Origin of the sequence: Grimontia marina (assembly GCF_900060185.1) — a bacterium.
Classification (GTDB): Bacteria; Pseudomonadota; Gammaproteobacteria; order Enterobacterales; family Vibrionaceae; genus Enterovibrio; species Enterovibrio marinus.
This window is the reverse complement of the sequence record NZ_FIZY01000071.1, coordinates 1-22418: the sequence shown is the minus strand read 5'-3', so window position 1 is coordinate 22418 and position 22418 is coordinate 1. Positions and strand designations below refer to the sequence as shown.

The window sequence follows — 22418 nt, the reverse complement described above, 5'->3', positions numbered from 1 at the left end:
AAAGAAAGACTCAGACCTATTCATTGCCATGCTGGAGAAGCTAAAGTGGCACTACCGCCGAGCCAAAAGTGTCACCTTGATACTGGATAACTACATCATCCACAAAAGTAAAAAAACGAAGGCTTGGCTCAAGAAGAACCCAAAGTTCAGGCTGCTGTTCCAGCCCGTTTATTGCCCTTGGGTCAACGTCATAGAACGATTGTGGAATGCTCTCCATGAGACAATTACTCGGAATCACAGGTGTAAACATATGTGGCAATTGCTCAGGAAGGTGAAGCACTTTATGGATAACGTATCGCCGTACCCGGGAGGTTGCCACGGCACGGCGAAAATGTAGCACTATTCGGATCAGTTATTTAGATTGACGGGAAAATAGCGAATACAAGCAGTCAGAGCCATTGGCCAGATAAAATAGAATTGTTCTTCAACTGACAAAGACCAGATATTTAGCAGCGGCATAGTCTCGGAAGAAGGCGCAAAATAACCAGTGTTTTTCTCAAAGAAAATATTTGAAATAAATACTGACGCGTATCTCAGGCTATCTGCAAAAGCGGAGAAATCGTTGGGAGCGAACAGAAAATAGGCTGCTACGAGACAAGACAACGCGACGGTGTAAAACAAAGGTAAGATGCGCTTGATTCTGCGCTCATAAAACGAAGAGAACGTAAATGTTCCTGCTAACATTTGCGGGTAAATCGTTGAAGTAATGATAAATCCTGAAATAACAAAGAATATGTCGACACCGATAAAGCCACCAGGAAGAATGTCTGTATTGAAGTGAAAAATGATCACCAAAAGCACAGCGATTGCCCTTAGGCCATCGACATCTGGACGGTATTTTTGATTTGTCATAAAAGCGCCAAAAACCGAAATACGTAACGATTCACAAAGCCAACGCATGCACTAATAATCAGTGTTGCTATCAGAGTTACTGTCGCTTTTACAGTTCAAGGCAGGTTGAGGCTAAGTCGGCCTGAGGGGTGCAGTGAGGTTAAAGCATTTCCATGTAGTGATACTCTGCGCCAAAAGCGACGCGACATTCAGAATCACCTAAAACAAGACATTTGGGCTTTGTTCGCTAAATAGATCCACTCCTAGCCTAGCTCACCAAAAATGCTTGTTACTCAAACAATTTCTTCGAAAAAAGAAACCCGCTGGAGCAATACTCCAGCGGGTTCGCACATTGTACCAAATCTCTAAACTAACCTTCAAACACTGCTGTGTCTTTTTTCTCGTCCTGATGGACATCATCACCGCCACCAGAACCCGGCTTCTGACCGCGTCCTTTCGGATCTGGGCCAAACTGATTTGGACCCGGTGTACCATCAAGAATGCCTAACTCCACCAGCGCGAAGATAGGACCTACCAACGGCAGAAAAGTCACAATAATCCACCAAGGGCTCTTGTTTCTGTCTTTCAGCCGTTTGATGTTCAGCGCGATAGAAGCATAAATGGCAAACAGTGAAATCGCCAATGCCAGTGCATCAAGCACCACATTCCCGCCCTGATAGAAGAAAGTTGACAACACCATAATCAATACCGGAACGCTGTACAGCCAGTAATCTCTGCGTCGCATCCGGCCTTCAAACGAGAGCAGTGCCCACTTTTGATTGTTCATTTTTACTCCTAAACGATTGGTCGCTGACCGCGGCTAATCCACTTCAGCAGCACACGGTCTAGCGCTTCTGCCGACGCACCGGCCAATTTTTCTGCCAGTTTCTTGCGTTGAACATAACGCACGCCCAGCACATCTTTTTCTTTCACTGCCGACACCAGATAATCGTCACTGGTACCAATGCTGTCAATTAATCCCAGTGGCAGTGCCTGATTGCCAAACCAATGCTCACCAGTGGCCACTTTTTCAAGATCCAACGATGGACGGTGGTCAGCAATAAAGTCTTTGAACAGTGTGTGAGTTTCTTCCAGCTCACTGACAAATTTCTCACGCGCCTTGTCGGTATTTTCTCCAAACATGGTTAACGTGCGTTTGAATTCACCTGCAGTCAATTGCTCAAATTCAATGTCGTGCTTTTTAAGCAGTTTGTTGAAGTTTGGCAACTGAGCAATCACACCGATAGAACCTACTACGGCAAAAGGCGCTGCAACGATCTTGTCTGCCACACATGCCATCATATAACCGCCACTTGCAGCTACTTTATCCACCGCAGCTGTCAGCGGTATGCCTGCTTGCTTGATGCGATCAAGTTGTGAAGAAGCAAGGCCATATGCGTGAACCATGCCGCCACCACTTTCAAGGCGCACCAGCACTTCATCACCCTCTTTGGCAACAGCCAGAATTGCCGTCACTTCTTCTCGCAAAGAAGCCACTTCACGTGCATCGATACTGCCTTTAAAATCCAAGACGAAAACATGTGGTTTACGGCTTTGTTCCAGCGTTGCCGTATCTGTCATTTTCTTCGCTTCATTCTTGGCTTCTTTAGCCTTCGCTTTCTCCGCTTTTTTATCTGCTTTGTCGCGCGCTTTTAATGCTGCTTCATCGTAGAGATGCGATTCCATCGAATGCACTAAATCTTTATGTTTTTCAGTCAGGTTAGTGATTTCCAACTCACCTTTTTGAGACTGTTTGCCGCCAGCGCTTTTAGCAATAATAAGCACGACGATCACGGCGACTGCAAAGGTCAGCACTTTCGCCAGGAAAAGGCCGTAATCAAGCAAGAATTCCAAACTTAGTTCCTCGTTTATTGTTGTTTCTGTGTACTTTTATTGAGCACAGATTTATGTGAATCCCGTCATTCTACTAGACATGAATACCCAAACAACCTCGTATGTCGCTTTCTTTACATCGCTAGGTTGTTTCTTCTTCCCAAGCAGCCTTAAAATGCCAGCTTACAACAGTGCCTTTCACTCGCATGATGACCAGTGGCAAGTTTAGCAGGCACGCAAGATCAAAATGAAAAGGATATTGTAACGTGGAGTATCAAGTAGCAGCCGACGCATTGAATGGCAAAGTGATTCTGGTGACCGGCGCAGGCGACGGTATTGGCCGCCAGGCTGCCATCAGTTACGCACAACACGGTGCAACAGTTATTTTGCTGGGACGCACAGTGAAGAAACTGGAAAGCGTTTACGACGAAATCGAAGCAGCAGGTTACCCGCAACCAGCGATCATTCCACTCGATATGATGGGTGCAACCCGCCAGCATTATTTGGACATGACCGACACCATCGAGCAGCAATTCGGTAAGCTGGACGGTGTTTTGCACAACGCAGGCATGCTGGGCGTGCTGAGCCCATTCGATCAAATCGAAGAAAAAGCCTACGACGAAGTCATGCAGGTGAACGTGAAAGCGACCTTCCTGATGACACAAGCGCTAATGCCTTTGATTCAAAAGTCTGAAGATGGCCGTATCGTTTTCACTTCATCTACAGTAGGGCATTCAGGACGTGCATTCTGGGGCACCTATGCTATCTCTAAATTCGCGACAGAAGGCATGATGCAGGTGCTGGCTGATGAGCTCAGCAACACAACAGTGAAGGTCAACGCCATCAATCCAGGTGGTACGCGCACTAAAATGCGTGCCTCTGCTTTCCCTGCAGAAGACACCAACAACCTGAAGACACCATTGGATATCATGCCGCTGTACCTTTACCTGATGGCACCTGAAGGCAAAGACGTGAATGGTCAGTGTATTGACGCTCAGCCAAAATAAAGCATCTAGGATGCCAGATACCATTAAACGACAAAAGCCAGCATCTCTGCTGGCTTTTTCTTTATATATTCCAAACCATTAACGTGGCTTGCGGTTTCCACCTGTCTTCTTCTGACGGGTAGAAGGCTGACCGGAACGGTTTGCACCAGGTTTACCTGGACGACCACCACCTGTGCGGGTGCGGTTACCAGCTGGTTGACCACCACGACGGTTACGTGGTTTGCGGGTTTCACCAGACTCAACACGCTCTTCATAACGGCGTACTGCACGGCGAATCTTTTGCGCACGCGCTTTACGTTTCTTGGTTTCTGGGTCGATCATGGTTTCTTGTTCTGCACGCAGTTCTACCATCTCGCGGAGGTAGTTCACATCGCTCAGTTCAAGCTCCATCCAACCGCCACGAGGCAGTTCTTTGCTCAGGTAGATATCACCATAGCGAACACGCTTAAGACGGCTCACAGTAACGCCCTGAGTTTCCCACAGACGACGTACTTCGCGGTTACGACCTTCAGTGATCACCACATAGAAGGTGTGGTTTGAACCTTCACCACCTGCGTAGACAACATCTTCGAAACGTGCTTCACCGTCTTCCAGTTCAACACCGCGAACCAGATTACGTACCATCTCTTCGTTAACTTCGCCGAATACACGAACCATGTATTCGCGCTGCACCTGACGGCTTGGGTGCATCAAACGGTTTGCCAATTCACCATCTGTGGTGAAAAGCAGAAGACCCGAGGTGTTTGCGTCAAGACGGCCTACTGCCACCCAACGCGCGCCATTCAGGCGTGGCAGGCGATCAAACACGGTGCGGCGACCTTCTGGATCGCTGCGAGTACACAATTCGCCTTCCGGCTTGTTGTATGCCAGAACACGACAAACTTGTTCAGAAGACGCAGAAATTTGCACATGGTGACCATCAACACGTACGTTAGCATTCAGGTCTTCCAAACGGTCACCCAGTTTTGCTACTACACCGTTAACACTCACTCGGCCAGACTGAATCATGCCCTCGATTTCACGACGTGAACCAAGACCTGCACGGGCCAGCACCTTCTGTAATTTTTCGCTCATTGACTAACTACCTTACTGTCGCCTTCACAGGCGTCGATGTCGGAAAGAAAACCTTTGGAGGCGCGACTGAGCGCGGATCTAAGGCAACGGCGTATTATGCCAAAATGCACACAATGACACCACATAATTTCACGGAATCGATAATGGCTGAATCTGGCAATTTTCGTTTGCACTCAGCCATTTTGTATAACTGAGAATTTTCGCCTAATTGCCCTTTTTACTTTGTCTCTTCTAGCCTATTCGAAAGGAGAGGTATCGCCTGTACCACGACGGAGAATTTCAGGCTCATCTTCGCTGAGATCGATGACTGTAGTTGGCTGCTCGCCCAGGTAACCACCGTTAAGAATACAGTCGACGGCATGTTCTAACTGGTCGCGGATCGCTTCCGGATCAGACTCCGTATGCTCATTCCCCGGTAAGATTAGCGATGTGGACATCATCGGCTCGCCCAACGCCTCAAGTAAATCCAGCGCAATTTGGTTGTCTGGCACGCGGATACCAATGGTTTTACGCTTAGGATTCATCAGTCGACGAGGTACTTCTTTGGTCGCTTTCAAGATAAAAGTGTAACAACCCGGCGTGTTGTTACGAATCAGTCGGTAAGCACTGTTGTCGACGCGGGCGTAAACTGACAGTTCAGACAAATCACGACACATCAGCGTGAAGTTATGTCTGTCATCCAGTCGACGAATGCGACAGATTCGCTCAAGTGCTTGTTTGTTTTCCAATTGGCAACCCAGCGCATAACCAGAATCCGTTGGGTAGATAATCACGCCACCGTTACGAACAATCGCAACAGCTTGATTGATTAGACGTGCTTGCGGGTTCTCAGGATGCACGTAAAAGAATTGGCTCACACTTCCTCCTCATGAGGCATTTCTGCCTCGGCAATCTCGGGCAAAGACCAGTTTTCCCAGACTTCCTTACAACCTTTCGGTAAGTATAAGTTACGACCCAACTCCAGCCACGGTGAAGGGTAATGAAAATCAGAGCCTTGGGAACCGGCTAACCCGAACTGAATAGCGTAGTCGCCCAGCAGACGACGTTCATTGGGCGATTGTTGTGGCTGTGCAACTTCCATTGCATCACCGCCTGCATCAACAAAAACCTGAAGCAGGCGTTTCAGCCATTTAGCGGTAAGTTTATACCGACCAGGATGAGCCAGCACGGCTTGACCACCCGCTTTGTGAATAACATCAACGGCTTCCTGAATCGTACACCAGTTTGGTGGCACATAACCCGGGTTGCCACGGGTCAGATATTTTTTGAATACAGCCTGCATGTTTTTCACATGCCCCTGCTCTACCATCCAACGGGCAAAGTGGGCGCGTGTAAGCGCAACATCGCCTGCCAGCGCTTTTGTACCTTCGAGCGCACCGGGCATACGCTGCTTTTCCAAGCGTTCTGCAATTTGTATTGCACGCTCATCGCGGCGTGCTGACTGCTCAACGATCAGTTTCTGCAATTCAGGAGATTCTGGGTCGATGTTGAGACCGACGACATGGATGTCTTTGTTTTCCCAAACTGTCGATATTTCAATACCATTGACGATGTGTAACGGCAGATTGTCACGGGCAACGACTGCTTTGGCTTCTTCCAGTCCTGCCACCGTATCGTGATCGGTAATCGCCAGTACATTGACGCGAAAATCAACCGCGCGCTTGACCAAGTCTTCCGGTGTGAAGCGCCCATCCGACGCTGTTGTGTGGCTATGTAGATCAAATAGCATTCATTTTCTTCTATTTGTTGCTTGACTTCGCCACCATATACTAGTTAACTAGTACACGATTACTTATTCAAATGGATTTCGTCTTCATGGTACAGCATAACCTCATCCAACAAACAGCACTGATTAACTGGTGGTGGCACTCCCAATAGCGGGCGGTGTGATGAGTGATATCTCAAGGAAAGACGACACCAAGCCCGCATAACGCGGGTTTTTTTGTACCTATTTTTTCCCGGGAACTGGATTGGGAATGACAAGCTAAGGACTCAGATTATGATCATCGTGCTAAAGCCTCAGGCAACAGAACAAGAAGCAAAACACATCCTGAACAAGATTGAGAACGCTGGCTTAAAGCCACTTTACATGCCGGGTGTAGAGCGCATTGTTTTGGGGGCACTGGGTGATGAACGTGTATTACAGAAGCTTCATCTGGACAGTGACCCGCTGGTTGAAGAAGTCAAACCTATCCTGACCAAATACAAAATGGTTTCCCGTGAAGTACAGGCGCACAACAGCGTGGTCCGGATCGGTAATGTGCCAGTTGGCGGCGACAAATTCGCGGTTATCGCAGGTCCTTGCTCGGTAGAATCCGAACAACAACTGATGTCTGTTGCAGATGTCGTCAAAGGTCATGGCGCAGTTGCCCTTCGTGGCGGCGCTTACAAGCCACGCACCAGCCCTTATGACTTCCAGGGCATGGGCGTTGAAGGCCTGAAACTGCTTAAACAAGCGAGTAAAGCTACCGGCATGCCAACCGTTTCTGAAGTCATGGAAGTCGGTCAGGTTGATTCATTGTGTGAATACATCGACTGCTTGCAAATTGGCGCGCGCAATATGCAGAACTACGGATTGTTAAAAGCAGTTGGCGAAACAGGTAAACCGGTCTTGTTAAAACGCGGACTTTCCGCCACTATCGAGGAACTGTTGCTGGCGGCAGAATATATCTATGATGCTGGCAACCCGAACATTATTCTCTGTGAGCGCGGCATTCGTACATTTGAAACAGCAACGCGTAATACTTTGGATTTAAATGCAGTCGCTTACATCAAGAAGCGCAGCCACTTACCAGTGGTCGTTGACCCAAGTCATGGCACCGGCGTACGTGAGCTTGTCATTCCATTGTCTCGTGCCGCAGCAGCGGTAGGCGCCGACGGTATCATCGTTGAAAGCCACCTCAATCCAGCAGAAGCGCTGTCAGATGGGCATCAAGCACTGACAGGGGAAATGTTCGCGCAGTTAATGCAAGAATTGAAACCATTTGTAGAAGCAGCAGGGAGAACGCTGTGAAAAACCACGCTTTAAATAAAGGCGAACTCGACGTATTGAGCCTGGATGTGCCATACGTCGCTGCACCCACTGAATTGTATGCGGCGATCTGTCAGGATCGCCCACATAGCCTGTTACTAGAATCTGCCGAGATTGATTCCAAGCAGGACCTGAAAAGCCTGATGTTGGTCGACGCAGCAGTGCGTATCGTTTGTCGTGGCCTCACGGTTGAACTCGAAGCTAAGAGCCAAAACGGCCACAACGTGCTTGATGCCGTTGAAGCTGAGCTTGCCAGCCAACAACTTGCTATTGAAAGTGAGCGTCAACCTGAGCTGCTGACCTTACATTTTGCTGAAGAAAACCGCACGCTGGATGAAGACGCCCGTCTGCGCCAGCCATCCCCTTTTGATGCGCTGCGTTTGGTTCAGCATGCTTTCAAACTGGATGGGCTGCCAGACGAAGCGTTGTTTGTCGGTGGTTTGTTTGCCTACGACTTAGTCGCGCAATTTGAACCGCTGCCAGAAGTGGAATCCGGCAACCGTTGTCCTGACTACCTATTTTATGTTGCGGAAACCCTTTTGGTTATCGACCACCAGCGTCGCAAAGCCAAGCTTCAGGCAACCCAGTTTGGTGGCAACGAAAACACCGAAACCTATTTTGATTTGAGCCGTCGCTTACAGGCGATTCGGGAAAGCTGCCTGAATCCAACCGAAATGCCTTCTGCGACGCAGCTGGACAGTGTTGATGTGGCAGTCTCTGTCAGCGACGAAGATTTCTGCAATGCTGTCGATGAGCTCAAAAGCTATGTGGTAAAAGGCGATGTTTTCCAAGTTGTTCCAAGCCGTCGCTTCACTTTGCCATGCCCTTCCCCGCTAAACGCGTACCTAAAACTCAAACAAGGCAACCCGAGCCCTTACATGTTCTACATGCAGGATGAGGAGTTCACCCTGTTTGGCGCGTCTCCGGAAAGTGCGCTGAAATACAGTAAAGACACCAATCAAGTTGAAATCTACCCAATCGCTGGTACACGCCATCGCGGTAAAAACAGCGATGGTTCCATCAACCTAGATTTGGATGGTCGCATAGAGCTAGAACTTCGCAACGACATCAAAGAAAAAGCCGAGCACATGATGCTGGTTGATTTGGCACGAAACGATGTAGCTCGCATCAGTGAACCTGGCACCCGCTATGTCGCTGATCTTCTTCAAGTAGACCGTTACAGTCACGTGATGCATTTGGTGTCGCGCGTTGTCGGACAGCTTCGTCATGATTTGGATGCTCTGCATGCTTACCAAGCCTGCATGAACATGGGTACCTTGACGGGTGCCCCGAAAATCCGCGCCATGCAATTGATTCGTGAGTTCGAACAAAGCCGTCGCGGCAGCTATGGTGGCGCAGTCGGTTACGTTACCGGTCATGGCGATATGGATACCTGTATCGTTATCCGCTCCGCTTATGTAGAAGATGGCGTAGCACAGGTACAAGCCGGTGCAGGTGTGGTGTTTGATTCTGTGCCTCAGGCAGAAGCAGACGAAACCCGTGGCAAAGCAGCTGCCGTTCTTACCGCCATTCGCGCAGCACATACAGGAGCATAAGCATGAGCAATCAGGTCAATGCACATATTGTGCTCGTCGATAACTTCGACTCATTCACTTACAACCTTGTCGATCAATTCCGCTCACTCGGTTATCCGGTCACGATTTACCGAAACAGCCTGAGTGCAGACCAAATCGAACAGGCGCTGTCTGAACTCAACAACCCAGTGGTTGTGTTGTCGCCCGGCCCTGGCGCACCTTCAGAAGCAGGCTGTATGCCAGAGCTGATTCTAAAGCTGAAAGGAAAAGTGCCCATGATTGGTATTTGTTTGGGCCAACAAGCGATTACCGAAGCTTACGGTGGTACTGTTGCAGGCGCAGGTGAAATTGTTCACGGCAAAGCGTCACTAATGACACACAACGGCCACGATGTATTTGGAAGCATCGAAAGCCCGCTGACGATTGCCCGATATCACTCTTTGGTCGCGACCAAGGTGCCAGATTCACTTGATGTGATTGCGGATGTGGATGGACTTGTGATGGCTGTCGTTAACGACGCAGACAAGGTAGTGGGTTACCAATTCCACCCGGAATCCATTCTTACAACAAAAGGCGCAGACCTTTTAACCAATACCATTAACTGGGCTACACAAGCGCGCTGATCGACAAGGAGAGCATTATGGAAGCGATTATTAACAAACTTTATGACCAGACATCTTTGTCGCAGGAAGAAAGCCATCAGCTGTTTGATACCATCATCAAAGGCGAGCTTGACCCAATTCTGTTGTCAGCAGTGCTGACCGCATTGAAAATCAAAGGCGAAACGCCAGAAGAAATCGCGGGTGCAGCGTCTGCTCTCACAGAAAACGCCAACCCATTCCCAACACCAGATTATGATTTCGCTGACATCGTCGGCACTGGCGGCGACGGCGCAAACACCATCAATATTTCAACCACCGCAGCATTCGTCGCCGCAGCATGTGGCGTTAAAATCGCCAAGCACGGTAACCGCGGTGTATCCAGCAAATCGGGTTCTTCTGACCTGTTAGCGGCATTTGGTATCGACCTAGCGATGAGCCCTGAAACCGCGCGCGGCGCACTGGATGACTTGGGTGTGTGCTTCCTGTTTGCCCCTCAGTATCACAGTGGTGTTCGCCACGCGATGCCAGTTCGCCAAACAATGAAAACCCGCACCATCTTCAATTTGCTGGGCCCACTCATTAACCCTGCAAAGCCAACGCTGGAATTGATGGGTGTGTACGACAAGGCACTGGTTCGCCCAATCGCCGAAACTATGCTGAACCTCAACATGAAACGCGCAGCCGTTGTTCACGGCAGTGGCTTGGATGAGGTAGCGATTCACGGTGAAACAACGGTCGCGGAAATCAAAGACGGCGTGATTACTGAATACACACTGACACCGGAAGACTTTGGCGTTCAGACCTACCCGCTTGAGTCCATCAAAGGCGGCACGCCAGAAGAAAACCGCGAAATCATTTCGCAAATTCTGCAAGGCAAAGGCACCGACGCACAGCAATCTGCTGTTGCCGTTAACGTGGCTTTATTGCTGCGCCTGTTTGGACAAGAAGATCTCAAAGCTAACACCCAAAAAGCGCTGGATGTGATGAATAGTGGTAAGCCATTCGAACTGGTTCAGCAACTGGCATCTCGGAGCAACTAATGGAAACGGTACTGGCAAAAATTGTTGAAGACAAAAAAGAGTGGGTAGCGGCACGTAAAGAGTCGCAACCACTTGAGAGCTTTATTAACGACGTGGTACCCAGCGATCGTAGCTTCTACGACGCGCTTTCTGGCGCCCCGGCGAAGTTCATCCTTGAATGCAAAAAGGCGTCACCATCCAAAGGCCTTATTCGCGATGACTTCGACCTGAACTACATCGCGGGTGTTTACGGCAAACATGCCGCCGCGATATCCGTGTTAACCGATGAAAAGTACTTTCAGGGCAACTTTGACTTCCTTCCCGTTGTTCGCTCTCAAGTGCCTTGCCCTGTGCTTTGCAAAGATTTCATGGTCGATACCTATCAAGTGTACCTTGCGCGTCACCATCAAGCCGACGCCATCCTGCTGATGCTGTCTGTGCTTAACGACGAAGAATACCAAACACTCGCAGAAGTCGCGCATGAGCTGAACCTCGGTGTATTGACGGAAGTCAGCAATGAGGAAGAGTTGGAACGTGCAATTGCTCTCAATGCCAAAGTCGTTGGCATCAATAACCGCAATCTGCGTGACCTGAGTATTGATCTAAACCGTACCAAAGAGTTGGCACCTCGTCTGCCGGAAGACAGGATAGTGATTTCTGAATCGGGTATTTATACCCACCAGCAAATCCGTGAATTGGCACCGTTTGCGAATGGCTTTCTAATAGGTAGCTCGCTGATGGCAGAAACCGACGTCGAGCAGGCGGTTCGTCGCGTGCTTTACGGTGACAACAAGGTGTGTGGGCTAACCCGCGCGAAAGATGCCAAAGCAGCTTACGAAGCTTACGCCAACTATGGTGGCCTGATTTTCGTTGAAAAATCGCCTCGCTATGTCGATTTAGAAGCCGCTCGAAAAGTGATGGAAGGCGCGCCGCTTCAATACGTTGGCGTGTTCCAGAATCACGACCTGAACCATGTTGCAGACACGGCAAAAGCACTCAACCTTCATGCTGTGCAGTTACACGGAAACGAAGGCAGTGAATACATTGATGAACTGCGCGCGAAGTTGCCTGAACATACCAAGATATGGAAAGCACACGGTGTGAGCGAGCAATCACCTGAGTTATTCGATAACGTCGACCGAAACCTTTTAGACAGCCGCGTTGGCAATCAAAGTGGCGGCACAGGTACTGCATTTGATTGGTCTTTGATCCCTGATGATCGTAAAGACACCATCATGATCGCGGGTGGATTAAACAGCGAAAACGCCAAAGAAGCAGCCGAATTGGGTTGCATCGGATTGGATTTTAACTCGGGCGTTGAGGATATGCCTGGGCTCAAAGATAGAGAAAAACTGGACGCTGCGTTTTCAGCGCTGAGAGATTACTAAGGACTGTTATGACTAAGTTGAACGCCTATTTCGGCGAGTTTGGCGGACAGTATGTCCCACAAATTCTGGTTCCAGCATTAGATCAACTGGAACAAGCTTTTATTGATGCGCAGAACGATCCCGCCTTTCAAGAAGAGTTTATGGCTCTTCTTAAAGAGTACGCAGGCCGTCCTACTGCCCTTACCCTTTGTCGCAACCTTACCAAAGGGACGAAAACCAAACTTTACCTGAAGCGTGAAGACCTGCTTCACGGCGGTGCACACAAAACCAACCAGGTGTTAGGTCAGGCGCTTCTGGCAAAACGCATGGGCAAAAAAGAAATCATTGCTGAAACCGGTGCTGGCCAACACGGTGTAGCTACAGCGCTGGCCTGTGCCCTACTGGATCTGAAATGCCGCGTATACATGGGCGCAAAAGACGTTGAACGTCAAAGCCCGAATGTATTCCGCATGAAGCTGATGGGCGCAGAAGTCATCCCTGTTCATTCCGGTTCTTCCACGCTGAAAGATGCCTGTAACGAAGCGCTGCGTGATTGGTCTGCAAGTTACGAAGAAGCCCACTATTTGCTGGGTACTGCGGCGGGCCCTCACCCATTCCCGACGATTGTTCGAGAATTCCAGAAGATGATTGGTGAAGAGACCAAGCAGCAAATTCTGGAAATCGAAGGCCGCTTACCTGATAACGTGATCGCCTGTGTGGGCGGTGGTTCTAACGCTATTGGTATGTTCGCTGACTTCATCGAAGAAACCGATGTGGGTCTGATTGGCGTTGAGCCTGCAGGTCTGGGTCTGGACACAGACCAACATGGGGCGCCGCTCAAACACGGTAAACTCGGCATCTTCTTTGGCATGAAAGCGCCACTGATGCAGGATCCAAATGGTCAGGTAGAAGAGTCTTACTCTGTGTCTGCCGGTCTCGATTTCCCTTCAGTTGGCCCTCAACACGCTTACCTGAACTCAATTGGTCGCGCCGAATACGTAGCAATTACCGATGATGAAGCGCTGGATGCTTTCCAAGAGTTGGCGCGTCACGAAGGGATTATTCCTGCTCTGGAATCAGCGCATGCCTTGGCATATGCGCTGAAGATGGCAAAAGAAAACCCAGAAAAAGAACAGCTACTGGTAGTTAACCTGTCAGGCCGTGGTGACAAGGACATCTTTACTGTCCACGACATTTTGAAAGAAAAAGGAGTGATGTAATGACTGCTACCTTGTCTCACCGCTATGAAGCGATGTTCGAACAGCTGGATGCTAAAGGTGAAGGCGCATTCGTTCCTTTTGTCACCATTGGCGATCCAAATCCAGAGCAATCACTGCGTATCATTGAAACCCTTATTGAAAATGGTGCCGACGCGTTGGAGCTGGGCATTCCGTTCTCAGATCCACTCGCCGATGGTCCAACCATTCAAGGCGCAACCATTCGTGCGTTGGAGTCTGGCACTACGCCAGACAATTGCTTCAGCATTCTAAAAGAAGTCCGTGAGCATCACCCTGATATTCCAGTTGGCCTTCTGATGTATGCGAACCTGGTTTTCGCTAATGGCATCGACAACTTCTATGCAAAATGCGCAGACGCTGGCGTAGATTCGGTACTGATTGCTGATGTGCCAGCAGGTGAATCTGCCGAGTTCCGTGAGTCCGCTGCCAAACATGGTGTTCATGCTATCTTTATCGCGCCACCAAACGCGAACGAAGAAACCCTGAAAACCATCTCTGAATTAGGCGGTGGCTACACCTACCTGCTTTCCCGTGCTGGTGTTACCGGTGCAGAAACCAAAGCAGGTAAGCCCATTGAGCACCTGCTCGCTCAACTGTCGGCGTTCGATGCACCTCGTCCTTTACTAGGCTTTGGTATTTCAGAGCCAGCACAAGTTAAAGAAGCGATTACAGCAGGCGCTGCGGGGGCGATTTCAGGTTCAGCGGTGGTGAAAATCATCGAGCGCAATGTTGCTGATGAAGCAAACATGCTGAAAGAGCTTGGCGAGTTCGTTGCAAACATGAAATCCGCAACAACCAAGTAAGACGAAGCCGTCCCAAATCTCCGATATTAAAGGCCATCATCCGATGGCCTTTTCTTTTCTCTGGCTCCTTTGCGTTTTAACTGCCAGAAGTTTTCGGTAAACTTTGGGTCTTATTGAGCAAGCCCAAAGCTCTGCCACAAGGATCACTCTCTGAATGAAACAGCTTCTCGACTTTATCCCGCTCATTATTTTCTTCGCGCTTTACAAAATGTACGACATTTACACGGCAACGGGAGCGCTGATTGTCGCTACAATCATTCAAGTCGCCGTTACCTGGGTGCTCTACAAAAAAGTCGAGAAAATGCAGATTGTCACGGCGGTATTGGTGGCTGTTTTCGGCGGCATGACGCTGTTTTTCCAAGATGACAATTTCATCAAATGGAAAGTAACGATCGTTTACGCCCTGTTTGCCATTGGGTTGATGGTTTCTCAGGTTCTGGGTAAACCACTTATCAAAGGTATGCTTGGCAAAGAGATTACCCTGCCAGACAATGTGTGGCGAAACATCAACTCAGCTTGGGTTGGTTTTTTTGCAGCGTTGGCGGTGCTCAACGTTTATGTCGCCTATCAGATGCCACTGGATGTTTGGGTGAATTTCAAAGTGTTTGGTTTGTTAGCATTGACGTTGGCATTTACCATGGTGAGCGGAGTTTACATCTACAAGCACATGCCAAAAGAAACCGATTCAGAAGAACAATAAATCGCACTTAAAACACTCTTAAGGTGATTAGGCTCACCCTTTTTCAATTTCATTTCCCGGAAGTCGTATCATGTCGGAAACGAATAATTGCCCTCGCGGTCAACTCTTACTGCGAACGCTTGCTATGCCCGCTGACACCAATGCTAATGGTGATATTTTTGGCGGTTGGATTATGTCCCAGCTTGATTTAGCTGGTGCCATTTTGGCGAAGGAGATCTCCCACGGTCGAGTGGTTACCGTCTCTGTTCAGGAAATTGTGTTCAAAACCCCTGTCTCAGTTGGCGATGTGGTTTGTTGTTACGGTGAATGCACCCGCATTGGCCGCACTTCTATGAGTGTCAGCCTGGAAGTCTGGGTGAAGCCCGTGGCAACAGACGGCATTGGTACCCGCCGCAAAGTCTGTGAAGCAACGTTCAATTATGTTGCTATTGATGGTGACGGGCGCCCAAGACCGATAAATAAGTCATAAATCAGAAAAACTTGCCTGCGCAATCGTGTAGCCTTGCATACAATAGGCCGAAGACACTAGGCGAGAAAAATTCGGAGAAAGCACGGATGTGGTACGTCATTTTTTCACAAGATGTTGAAAACAGTTTGCCGTTAAGAATGCAAGTGAGGGAACAACACCTCGCCCGCTTACGCGATTTGGAAGCTCAAGACCGTCTTCTAGTGGCAGGCCCAAATCCAGCTGTCGACAGTGAAGACCCAGGCGAAGCGGGTTTCACTGGCTCAACCGTGATTGCCAAGTTTGATAGCTTGGAAGATGCCAAAGCATGGGCAGATGAAGACCCTTATATCGAGGCGGGCGTCTACAAAGACGTTATCGTGAAGCCATTTAAAAAAGTTTTGCCCGCGTAAATTAGCGGCAGATTAAACGCACAGGAATGTTCAATGGGAAAGACTCTAAAAACAGGACGTATCGCGCTGATGAGTGCCGCAGCGCTGGTGCTCTCGGCCTGTTCAAGCACTTCAGATCTCGAGATAGCGGAATCCTTCGCTTCACAGCGTGCAGACATGCTGAGCAAACTCGTACCGATTCAAATGAACGGATACAACTTGGTGCGCGCGAAATCTAACAGCACTGAAATTGAACTGACGTTGCTGTATTCAGGTAGCGGAGATGTCGCCCCCGCTGCACTGGCTGAAGGTTTGGAGAAAACCTATTGTACGGATAACGAAATCTATTCGCTGATGGAAAAAGGCGTGCACTACAAACTGCTTTTCCGCGATGCACGCGGACGCCCCGTTCTGGAGCGAACCATTCGCAGTGAAGATTGCGAAAAACACCAATAAAACAAAGCCCGCAAACGCGGGCTTTGTTATTTTTGTCGTTCGAAGCTTAGGGGCTGTTGACCTTTGGTGGTTATATACGTTGAAATGCGTCCACAATGCTTCGAACCTAAATTAAGCCCTATGTTTAAAGTGAATCACTTTCAGCGCACTGTCAGTATCAATATCTTCAAATTCCGGTGGATTGGTAAGACGTGAGACAAAAGCAAACTCAGGAGCCAACTCAGCCATTTGCTCTGTCAGGAATTCTGGTTTCACGTCTGGCGCATTCACACAAGCCATCACATCACCACCATCAGCGACCAACTCCGGCAAACGTCTCAGGATCTTGGCATAATCTTTGGTCAGTACGAAGCTGCCTTTCTGGAATGAAGGCGGGTCGATTATCACCAGATCGTAAGGACCAAACTTCTTCACCTTGCCCCAAGATTTGAAAAGCTCGTGACCAAGGAAACTTACCTTACTCAAATCGTGCTGATTCAGGTGATGATTTTCTCGGCCCCGTGAGAGTGAAGATTTCGCCATATCCAGGTTCACCACTTTTTCTGCGCCACCTTCAATCGCAGCCACAGAGAAACCGCAGGTGTACGCAAATAAGTTCAATACGCGTTTGCCAGCTGCATTTTCTTGCACCCATTGACGGCCAAGGCGCATATCCAGAAACAGACCGTTATTCTGCCGCTTACCCAAGTCCAACTTGTAGTTAAGGCCATTCTCAACCACTTCAATCTGGTTTGGCATTTCGCCCACCAAGGTTTCGGTTTCTGATCCTTCACGGTCGCGATGCTGAAGAATGACCGTCGTACCTTGGCATTTCGTCCACACATCACTTGCTACCAAAGCGTTTATACCTTCTTGCAACGCTGCATAGAATTCACTATCTGATTCTTTGAATATCGCAATCTGAAGCACGCCTTTACCCAGCCAATCTGCGGTTAGCTGCTCTAAACCTTCGTAGCAACGCCCACGTCCATGGAAAACACGGCGTACTTCTTGGTTACACTCAGCAAGGCGAGCGCTAAGCACTTCAAAAAATGTAGGCAGCGCGGCGGCATTCATCATTCAATCGTATCCTCTGCGTTTTCGGTAAAGACATTCTGTTCGACAATCTGACTGCTCAACTGCAAGTTATAAAATTCACAGTTGCGGCGGTTACACCCGCGCGCTTTTTTCTTTCTCAGTTGGCGACGAAAATTCGCCAAGCTCCAATAACGGCTCGAAGAGCCTGACTTTCTAAGCGTGCGTGTTTTCTTTTGTTTAAGTGCCATTTTCGACTCCATACTTCCATCCTTGGAGTACTTAATTACTATTTTTGGTGCGGCAACTTCGGCCAGTTTAACGCTTCCGGTGTTTGCCATTCTTCTGGCAGTTCAGGCCATTCGTTACCAATGCTTGGCTTTTGTTGGAATGAAAATGCATCGCCACCGTGATTGAACCTAAGGGCAAATGCATGAAGGTATCCCCTGTCAGCCCCCGCCCCGCTATAGGTTTCATCACCCAGAATTGACGACCCAACACTTTTCAGCGCCACCCGGATCTGGTGAGTTTTTCCCGTGTAAGGCTTGCAGAGAAATAAGCGTTTACCTTCACCACCAGACGTGGAAAAGAACTGGGTAATAGCAGGATTGGTTTTGGTAGATAGAAGCTTCCACATTGAGCGGCGACTTTTGGTCATATCTCCGATAATGGTGCCCTGCTTTTTATTCGGCTTCTTTGCAGACAGAGCCAGATAAAACTTCTGTACCGTTTTATCAGCAAACATTGAAGAAAGCTCAGAGGCCGCTTGTTGATGACGTCCTAATAGAAGCAAGCCAGAAGTCATTTTGTCCAGTCGATGGATCAGGTAGAGCTTTTCGTTGCCCGTTTGCGTCGCCACTTCACTCAAAAGAGGCTGATCATTATCGTCTTTGTGAACGCTAATGCCGGGATGTTTATCGATGACCAGAAAGTCATCATTCTGAAAAACCAGACTGAACATGGGTAAACCTGTCGCTGCAGAAAAATAAGCGCAGAGTGTAAACCCAATCGCCCCAAATTTCTCTAATCAGAAAAGAAAATCCCCGGTATTTACCGGGGATACGAGGTTGAGTTTGCGCTTGATGAGGATTACTTAATCAAGGGCCATAGGAAAACCAACGCCATAAGGATTGGACACACAACACGAACGTAGGTTGGCCACACTTTCCAGAACAGACTCTCCGATATTTCTGGGTTACCTTGACGCAACTCTTCCAGCACCTGATTACGCTTCCAAATCCAACCAGCAATCAGCGCCATGATAAGCCCCAGAATTGGCTGCATGTACTCTGTGGTAATGCTGATCACCAGACCAAACAGTGAACCAAAGTTGAAGATAATAACGGCAGAAAACACAGCGATTGCACCACCAATCCACCACACAACGGTCTTACGGTCTTTGTTCAGTTCTTCAGAAGCACATGAGACTGGCACTTCAAGCATAGAAATCGATGAGGTCAGGGCTGCAATGACCATCAGCGCAAAGAACGCCACGCCAACAATCAGACCTGCGCCACCCATGGTGTCAAACATCGCTGGTAACACACTGAATACCAGCGTATCACCGTCCAAGAGGCCACCGGCTTCGTTGTATATCTGCACACCGTTGTGTTGAGCCGCAAACATTGCAGGGAGGATCAGAAGGCCCGCAACAAAGGCAACACCGGTATCAAGCAAAGCAACCTGCGCTGCTGTTTTAGGCAGATCCGCATCTATTCGAAGGTATGAGCCGTAGACCATCATGGTGCACACACCGATAGACAGAGAGAAGAATGCCTGCCCCATCGCACTGACCATCAGATCAGGAGAGAAGTGCGAAGTATCCGGAACCAGATACATCTTCAGGCCATCAACAGCACCCGGTTGGAAAAGGGTATAAATCACCATCAAGATGAACAGCACAAAGAGCACTGGCATCAAACGGCTCGACCATTTTTCAATACCGTCTGCGACACCATTACGAACCACGAGAATCGTCAACACCATGAACAGCAACATCAATACTAGATTGCGTTCAATGCTGAAGCCTTCCAGCCAAGCCGCTGCTGCATCCATTCCCACCGCGCTCAGCAACGGGCCCACGAGAAAGCCGAAGAACCAGCCAGCTACGATCGCATAGAAGCTGAGAATACCACTCACGCCTAACATACCGGCGATACCCACCGCAGAGCCAAGTGCTTTTTGTTTTGGTGCAACAGAAATCAGGGAACGAATAGGGTTAGATGCACCGTAACGGCCAATGGTCAGTTCCGCCACCAGAAGTGGATAAGCCAGAATAAATACCATTGCGAGGTAGGTCAGTAAAAAAACAGCACCACCATTGCTAGCCGCTTGCGTAGGGAAACCCCAAATGTTGCCAAGGCCCACCGCAGAACCTGCGGCGGCAAGAATAAACCCTAAACGGGAAGAAAATTGGGCTCTATTACCGCTTGCCATAATTACTCTCTAATAATTTTTGATGTCGTTATACCCAATTCGTCCCTGAAAGCCTTATTCAGCGAGAGTTAACTGGGTGGTTCTTTTCCTGGTAATGTTCGACCTTCCTTGGAGACGATCGCCAACCTGTAAACTCATTATTACAGAACTCGAAACTTCGGTTTTATGCACAGGTATGGCAAGTAAACCAGTTTAAGAATAGAATTTGAAGCGATCGCGCTATATTTTTCGACCAACCGACATATTTCCCTAAATTTACCTCATATCTAATTACTTTATAAACACTTAGTGGCAAACAATTTTTAACAATTGTCTAATCAGGCGACGAAATACTTCTCTTCTGCCTCGCGATTGGGAATATGCAATGCTAAATACAGTGCATACTTTTCTTGATCACTCTATATTGAGGTTTGATTTGAGCTAAGTGGATTGAAATGGAAAAGATTTATCAGTTTTTGGTCTGGGCAAGTGTCTTCTTTTACTGGCTTCTTATCGCTGGTGTGACTGTTCGTGTAGTACTTAAACGTCGCGCTCTCGGTGTTTCTATCGCTTGGCTGATGATCATCTATATCATTCCGATTGTTGGCGTGATTCTCTACCTACTGTTTGGTGAACTTAACCTAGGAAGAAAACGAGCAGATCGAGCGAGAGCGATGTTTGCGCCATATGGCAAATGGCTGGAAACCATCAACGAATGTGAAGCCCACCGCCCTCAACATTTAAGCTTCCTTGCTCGCCCTGTTCATGATTTGTGTTTGCAACGAGCAGGGATCCCTGCTTTGGCGGGTAACCAACTATCTCTCTTTAACGAAACCGCAGACATCCTCCGTAACATCGCACAGGACATAGGGGAAGCGGAGCACTCCATCAATATGGTGTTCTATATCTGGCATCCTGGCGGTCATGCAGATGACGTTGCCAAAGCGGTGTGCAACGCTGCACGGCGCGGGGTGACCGTGCGTATTCTCCTTGATTCTGCTGGAAGCAAAACCTTCTTCAGAAGCCATTGGCCAGATGCGATGCGTAAAGCCGGCGTGGAGTTAATTGAAGCTTTAGCAGTGAGCCCAGCACGTATGTTCCTTCGAAGATTGGATATACGCCAACACCGCAAGATCGTTATTGTCGATAACAAGATTGGCTACACTGGCTCGATGAATCTCGTCGATCCTCGTTTCTTCAAACAAAATGCGGGCGTCGGGCAATGGGTCGATATTATGGTGAAAACCGAAGGTCCATCCGTGCCGATCCTCAATAGTATTTTTGCCTGGGATTGGGAAGTCGAGACCGGCCTACGTTACCTACCCGATTTGCCAGAATGCAGTCTGATTGAAGAGCACCGCCATGCTAAGCATTCTGTTCAGGTTGCACCATCCGGTCCAGGTATGCCAGATGGGATCATCCAACAAGTATTAATGCTGGCAATTCATCAAGCTAAGAAGAGCCTGACGATCACAACCCCTTACCTAGTACCTAGTGAAAGTTTACTCAGTGCTCTGCAAACCACAGCACAACGTGGCGTCACAGTGAATATTATTATTCCGGCAAAAAATGACAGCCTGATGGTGGAATGGGCTAGTCGTTCATTCTTTAATGAACTGTTGAGAGCAGGAATCAACATCTACCGTTTCAACGGTGGATTGCTGCATACAAAATCTGTCATGGTGGACGAAAATTTCTGCCTGATAGGCACTGTAAATCTTGATATGCGTAGCCTATGGCTTAATTTTGAACTAACACTCTGTATTGACGACCCTGAGTTTTGTGCTGACTTGGTTTCTCTTCAAAATGCCTACATGGCAAACTCATCCTTGGTAGACAAAAAAGACTGGTCACAACGCTCTGTATTCAACAGACCGATCGAACAGTTCTTTTACATGTTCAGTCCATTACTCTGAATTTACTTTCATTTTGACAAACGAATGCATCTAAATGGAACAGTACCATTAAACCCACTTTTGTAGAATTGGGCCTGAACGCTTGTTATAAATTTGTTCTAAATGCATTGGAAAGGTTACGACTCATATTAATTCATAAAGTTTTACAAAATAAATTAATGCTATGTGTGACTGTTTTCCCTTTATTTTCGGCTACTTTTTGAACTATTCGAATAAAATAACATCAAATTATCGCGTTACAATATCCACAGCTTTCCAATTGAATTTTAAAACATACATATAATCTTATATTTTTCATAATGTTATTCTTGATAAATAAAATAAAATCACATTATTATATTCTTACAACACAACCATTTAAGAAGTTAGACTTTATTTCTACTCTAGTTGTAATATGCGCCTCACTTATAAAGCTAATAAACTAGTGATAATCGTGTATATTCAATCGGAACTGAGTTTTTTATGCCGACTCGTTGCTCTCAAATCAGCCAAACGCCATCATGATTGGTTAGAACAACAAGGAGTGACATTAAGTTCTGAACAGGCAATAACTATTGCAGCGGTGGCAGATCAAGGCGAATTGCGTCAGGGTGACTTAATGGGTTTACCTTATCTAAATAGCTGATCCTAATTGTGAGTCTTTTTTGCCATCCCATGACCTGAGCCAGGATACGGTGATGCCGTCGCCATAAAGTGCTTCACCTGTGCCAATAGCTGGTACATGTACTTGCATTGATGAT

At 48.1% G+C, this 22418-nt stretch carries 25 protein-coding genes, 1 pseudogene and 1 other annotated feature; of the genes and pseudogenes, 15 read left to right on the top strand and 11 right to left on the bottom strand.

The window, feature by feature from the left end:
* Positions 1 to 337, top strand: a 337-nt coding sequence (locus GMA8713_RS22865) for an IS630 family transposase (RefSeq protein ID WP_157515497.1), incomplete at its 5' end; no start/stop codon positions are given.
* An 11-nt stretch (positions 338 to 348) separates the two neighbouring features.
* On the opposite strand, the gene GMA8713_RS22860 is transcribed toward GMA8713_RS22865, so the two are convergent.
* The 3 genes from GMA8713_RS22860 to sohB all read right to left on the bottom strand — a co-directional run bounded on the left by GMA8713_RS22860 (position 349) and on the right by sohB (position 2685).
* Complete coding sequence (locus GMA8713_RS22860) at positions 349 to 852, bottom strand: acyltransferase family protein (protein ID WP_232314543.1); 504 nt, start codon at positions 850 to 852, stop codon at positions 349 to 351.
* 349 nt (positions 853 to 1201) lie between these two features.
* Positions 1202 to 1618 (bottom strand): DUF805 domain-containing protein, encoded by a 417-nt coding sequence (locus GMA8713_RS22855; RefSeq protein WP_062714584.1) that lies wholly within the window; start codon positions 1616 to 1618, stop codon positions 1202 to 1204.
* 8 nt (positions 1619 to 1626) lie between these two features.
* Complete coding sequence (gene sohB, locus GMA8713_RS22850) at positions 1627 to 2685, bottom strand: protease SohB (protein WP_046306518.1); 1059 nt, start codon at positions 2683 to 2685, stop codon at positions 1627 to 1629.
* 245 nt (positions 2686 to 2930) lie between these two features.
* Between sohB and GMA8713_RS22845 the strand changes: the two genes are divergently transcribed.
* Positions 2931 to 3671, top strand: coding sequence for a YciK family oxidoreductase (locus GMA8713_RS22845; RefSeq protein ID WP_062714582.1), 741 nt, complete (start codon positions 2931 to 2933; stop codon positions 3669 to 3671).
* A gap of 78 nt (positions 3672 to 3749) precedes the next feature.
* Here the strand turns inward: GMA8713_RS22845 and rluB are convergent, their stop codons facing one another.
* From rluB to rnm, 3 genes are all read right to left on the bottom strand, one after another.
* Complete coding sequence (rluB, locus tag GMA8713_RS22840; RefSeq protein ID WP_062714581.1) at positions 3750 to 4745, bottom strand: 23S rRNA pseudouridine(2605) synthase RluB; 996 nt, start codon at positions 4743 to 4745, stop codon at positions 3750 to 3752.
* A 236-nt stretch (positions 4746 to 4981) separates the two neighbouring features.
* Positions 4982 to 5602, bottom strand: a complete 621-nt coding sequence (locus tag GMA8713_RS22835; RefSeq protein ID WP_002540191.1) for an L-threonylcarbamoyladenylate synthase — start codon at positions 5600 to 5602, stop codon at positions 4982 to 4984.
* Positions 5599 to 6474, bottom strand: coding sequence for an RNase RNM (rnm, locus tag GMA8713_RS22830; RefSeq protein WP_062714579.1), 876 nt, complete (start codon positions 6472 to 6474; stop codon positions 5599 to 5601). Before rnm ends, GMA8713_RS22835 begins: the two co-directional genes overlap by 4 nt.
* A gap of 122 nt (positions 6475 to 6596) precedes the next feature.
* Positions 6597 to 6691, top strand: a sequence feature (Trp leader region).
* 53 nt (positions 6692 to 6744) lie between these two features.
* Between rnm and aroF the strand changes: the two genes are divergently transcribed.
* The 11 genes from aroF (at position 6745) to gspS2 (ending at position 16333) form a co-directional block, all read left to right on the top strand.
* Positions 6745 to 7758, top strand: a complete 1014-nt coding sequence (aroF, locus tag GMA8713_RS22825; RefSeq protein WP_062714577.1) for a 3-deoxy-7-phosphoheptulonate synthase — start codon at positions 6745 to 6747, stop codon at positions 7756 to 7758.
* Complete coding sequence (locus GMA8713_RS22820; protein ID WP_062714575.1) at positions 7755 to 9332, top strand: anthranilate synthase component 1; 1578 nt, start codon at positions 7755 to 7757, stop codon at positions 9330 to 9332. Before aroF ends, GMA8713_RS22820 begins: the two co-directional genes overlap by 4 nt.
* Positions 9333 to 9334: 2 nt before the next feature.
* The gene (locus GMA8713_RS22815) at positions 9335 to 9934 is read left to right on the top strand and encodes an aminodeoxychorismate/anthranilate synthase component II (RefSeq protein ID WP_062714572.1); all 600 of its coding nucleotides are present in this window, start codon (positions 9335 to 9337) and stop codon (positions 9932 to 9934) included.
* Positions 9935 to 9951: 17 nt separating this feature from the next.
* Positions 9952 to 10953: an anthranilate phosphoribosyltransferase gene (gene trpD / locus GMA8713_RS22810; RefSeq protein WP_062714571.1), complete on the top strand. Its 1002-nt coding sequence runs from the start codon at positions 9952 to 9954 to the stop codon at positions 10951 to 10953.
* Positions 10953 to 12320 carry a bifunctional indole-3-glycerol-phosphate synthase TrpC/phosphoribosylanthranilate isomerase TrpF gene (gene trpCF / locus GMA8713_RS22805; RefSeq protein WP_062714569.1) on the top strand — a complete coding sequence of 456 codons (1368 nt, stop codon included), beginning with the start codon at positions 10953 to 10955 and terminating at the stop codon, positions 12318 to 12320. The genes trpD and trpCF overlap by 1 nt, the downstream gene beginning before the upstream one ends.
* Positions 12321 to 12328: 8 nt before the next feature.
* A complete protein-coding gene (gene trpB, locus GMA8713_RS22800; RefSeq protein ID WP_062714566.1) occupies positions 12329 to 13519 on the top strand; it encodes a tryptophan synthase subunit beta in 1191 nt (396 codons plus the stop codon).
* Positions 13519 to 14340, top strand: coding sequence for a tryptophan synthase subunit alpha (gene trpA / locus GMA8713_RS22795; RefSeq protein WP_062714564.1), 822 nt, complete (start codon positions 13519 to 13521; stop codon positions 14338 to 14340). Before trpB ends, trpA begins: the two co-directional genes overlap by 1 nt.
* 154 nt (positions 14341 to 14494) lie before the next feature.
* Positions 14495 to 15040 (top strand): septation protein A, encoded by a 546-nt coding sequence (locus GMA8713_RS22790; RefSeq protein ID WP_062714562.1) that lies wholly within the window; start codon positions 14495 to 14497, stop codon positions 15038 to 15040.
* Positions 15041 to 15110: 70 nt separating this feature from the next.
* The gene (yciA, locus tag GMA8713_RS22785; RefSeq protein ID WP_046306492.1) at positions 15111 to 15509 is read left to right on the top strand and encodes an acyl-CoA thioester hydrolase YciA; all 399 of its coding nucleotides are present in this window, start codon (positions 15111 to 15113) and stop codon (positions 15507 to 15509) included.
* Positions 15510 to 15595: 86 nt separating this feature from the next.
* Positions 15596 to 15898 carry a YciI family protein gene (locus GMA8713_RS22780; RefSeq protein ID WP_062714560.1) on the top strand — a complete coding sequence of 101 codons (303 nt, stop codon included), beginning with the start codon at positions 15596 to 15598 and terminating at the stop codon, positions 15896 to 15898.
* Between the two features lie 33 nt (positions 15899 to 15931).
* On the top strand, positions 15932 to 16333 hold the full coding sequence (gspS2, locus tag GMA8713_RS22775; protein ID WP_062714558.1) for a type II secretion system pilot lipoprotein GspS-beta: 402 nt from the start codon (positions 15932 to 15934) through the stop codon (positions 16331 to 16333).
* 111 nt (positions 16334 to 16444) lie between these two features.
* Here the strand turns inward: gspS2 and GMA8713_RS22770 are convergent, their stop codons facing one another.
* From GMA8713_RS22770 to GMA8713_RS22755, 4 genes are all read right to left on the bottom strand, one after another.
* The gene (locus GMA8713_RS22770; protein WP_198159573.1) at positions 16445 to 17389 is read right to left on the bottom strand and encodes a class I SAM-dependent methyltransferase; all 945 of its coding nucleotides are present in this window, start codon (positions 17387 to 17389) and stop codon (positions 16445 to 16447) included.
* Complete coding sequence (locus GMA8713_RS22765) at positions 17389 to 17598, bottom strand: hypothetical protein (protein WP_157515729.1); 210 nt, start codon at positions 17596 to 17598, stop codon at positions 17389 to 17391. Before GMA8713_RS22765 ends, GMA8713_RS22770 begins: the two co-directional genes overlap by 1 nt.
* Before the next feature lie 38 nt (positions 17599 to 17636).
* Complete coding sequence (locus GMA8713_RS22760; protein WP_062714552.1) at positions 17637 to 18308, bottom strand: TIGR01621 family pseudouridine synthase; 672 nt, start codon at positions 18306 to 18308, stop codon at positions 17637 to 17639.
* A gap of 128 nt (positions 18309 to 18436) precedes the next feature.
* Positions 18437 to 19783, bottom strand: coding sequence for a sodium-dependent transporter (locus GMA8713_RS22755; RefSeq protein ID WP_062714550.1), 1347 nt, complete (start codon positions 19781 to 19783; stop codon positions 18437 to 18439).
* Between the two features lie 434 nt (positions 19784 to 20217).
* Between GMA8713_RS22755 and cls the strand changes: the two genes are divergently transcribed.
* Both cls and GMA8713_RS26970 read left to right on the top strand, forming a co-directional pair.
* Entirely contained in the window at positions 20218 to 21678 is a 1461-nt protein-coding gene (gene cls, locus GMA8713_RS22750) for a cardiolipin synthase (protein ID WP_062714548.1), read from the top strand.
* A 433-nt stretch (positions 21679 to 22111) separates the two neighbouring features.
* Positions 22112 to 22303, top strand: coding sequence for a hypothetical protein (locus tag GMA8713_RS26970; RefSeq protein WP_232314542.1), 192 nt, complete (start codon positions 22112 to 22114; stop codon positions 22301 to 22303).
* 2 nt (positions 22304 to 22305) lie between these two features.
* On the opposite strand, the pseudogene GMA8713_RS28275 reads toward GMA8713_RS26970, so the two are convergent.
* Positions 22306 to 22418: pseudogene (locus GMA8713_RS28275) on the bottom strand (IS630 family transposase); the annotation flags it as partial.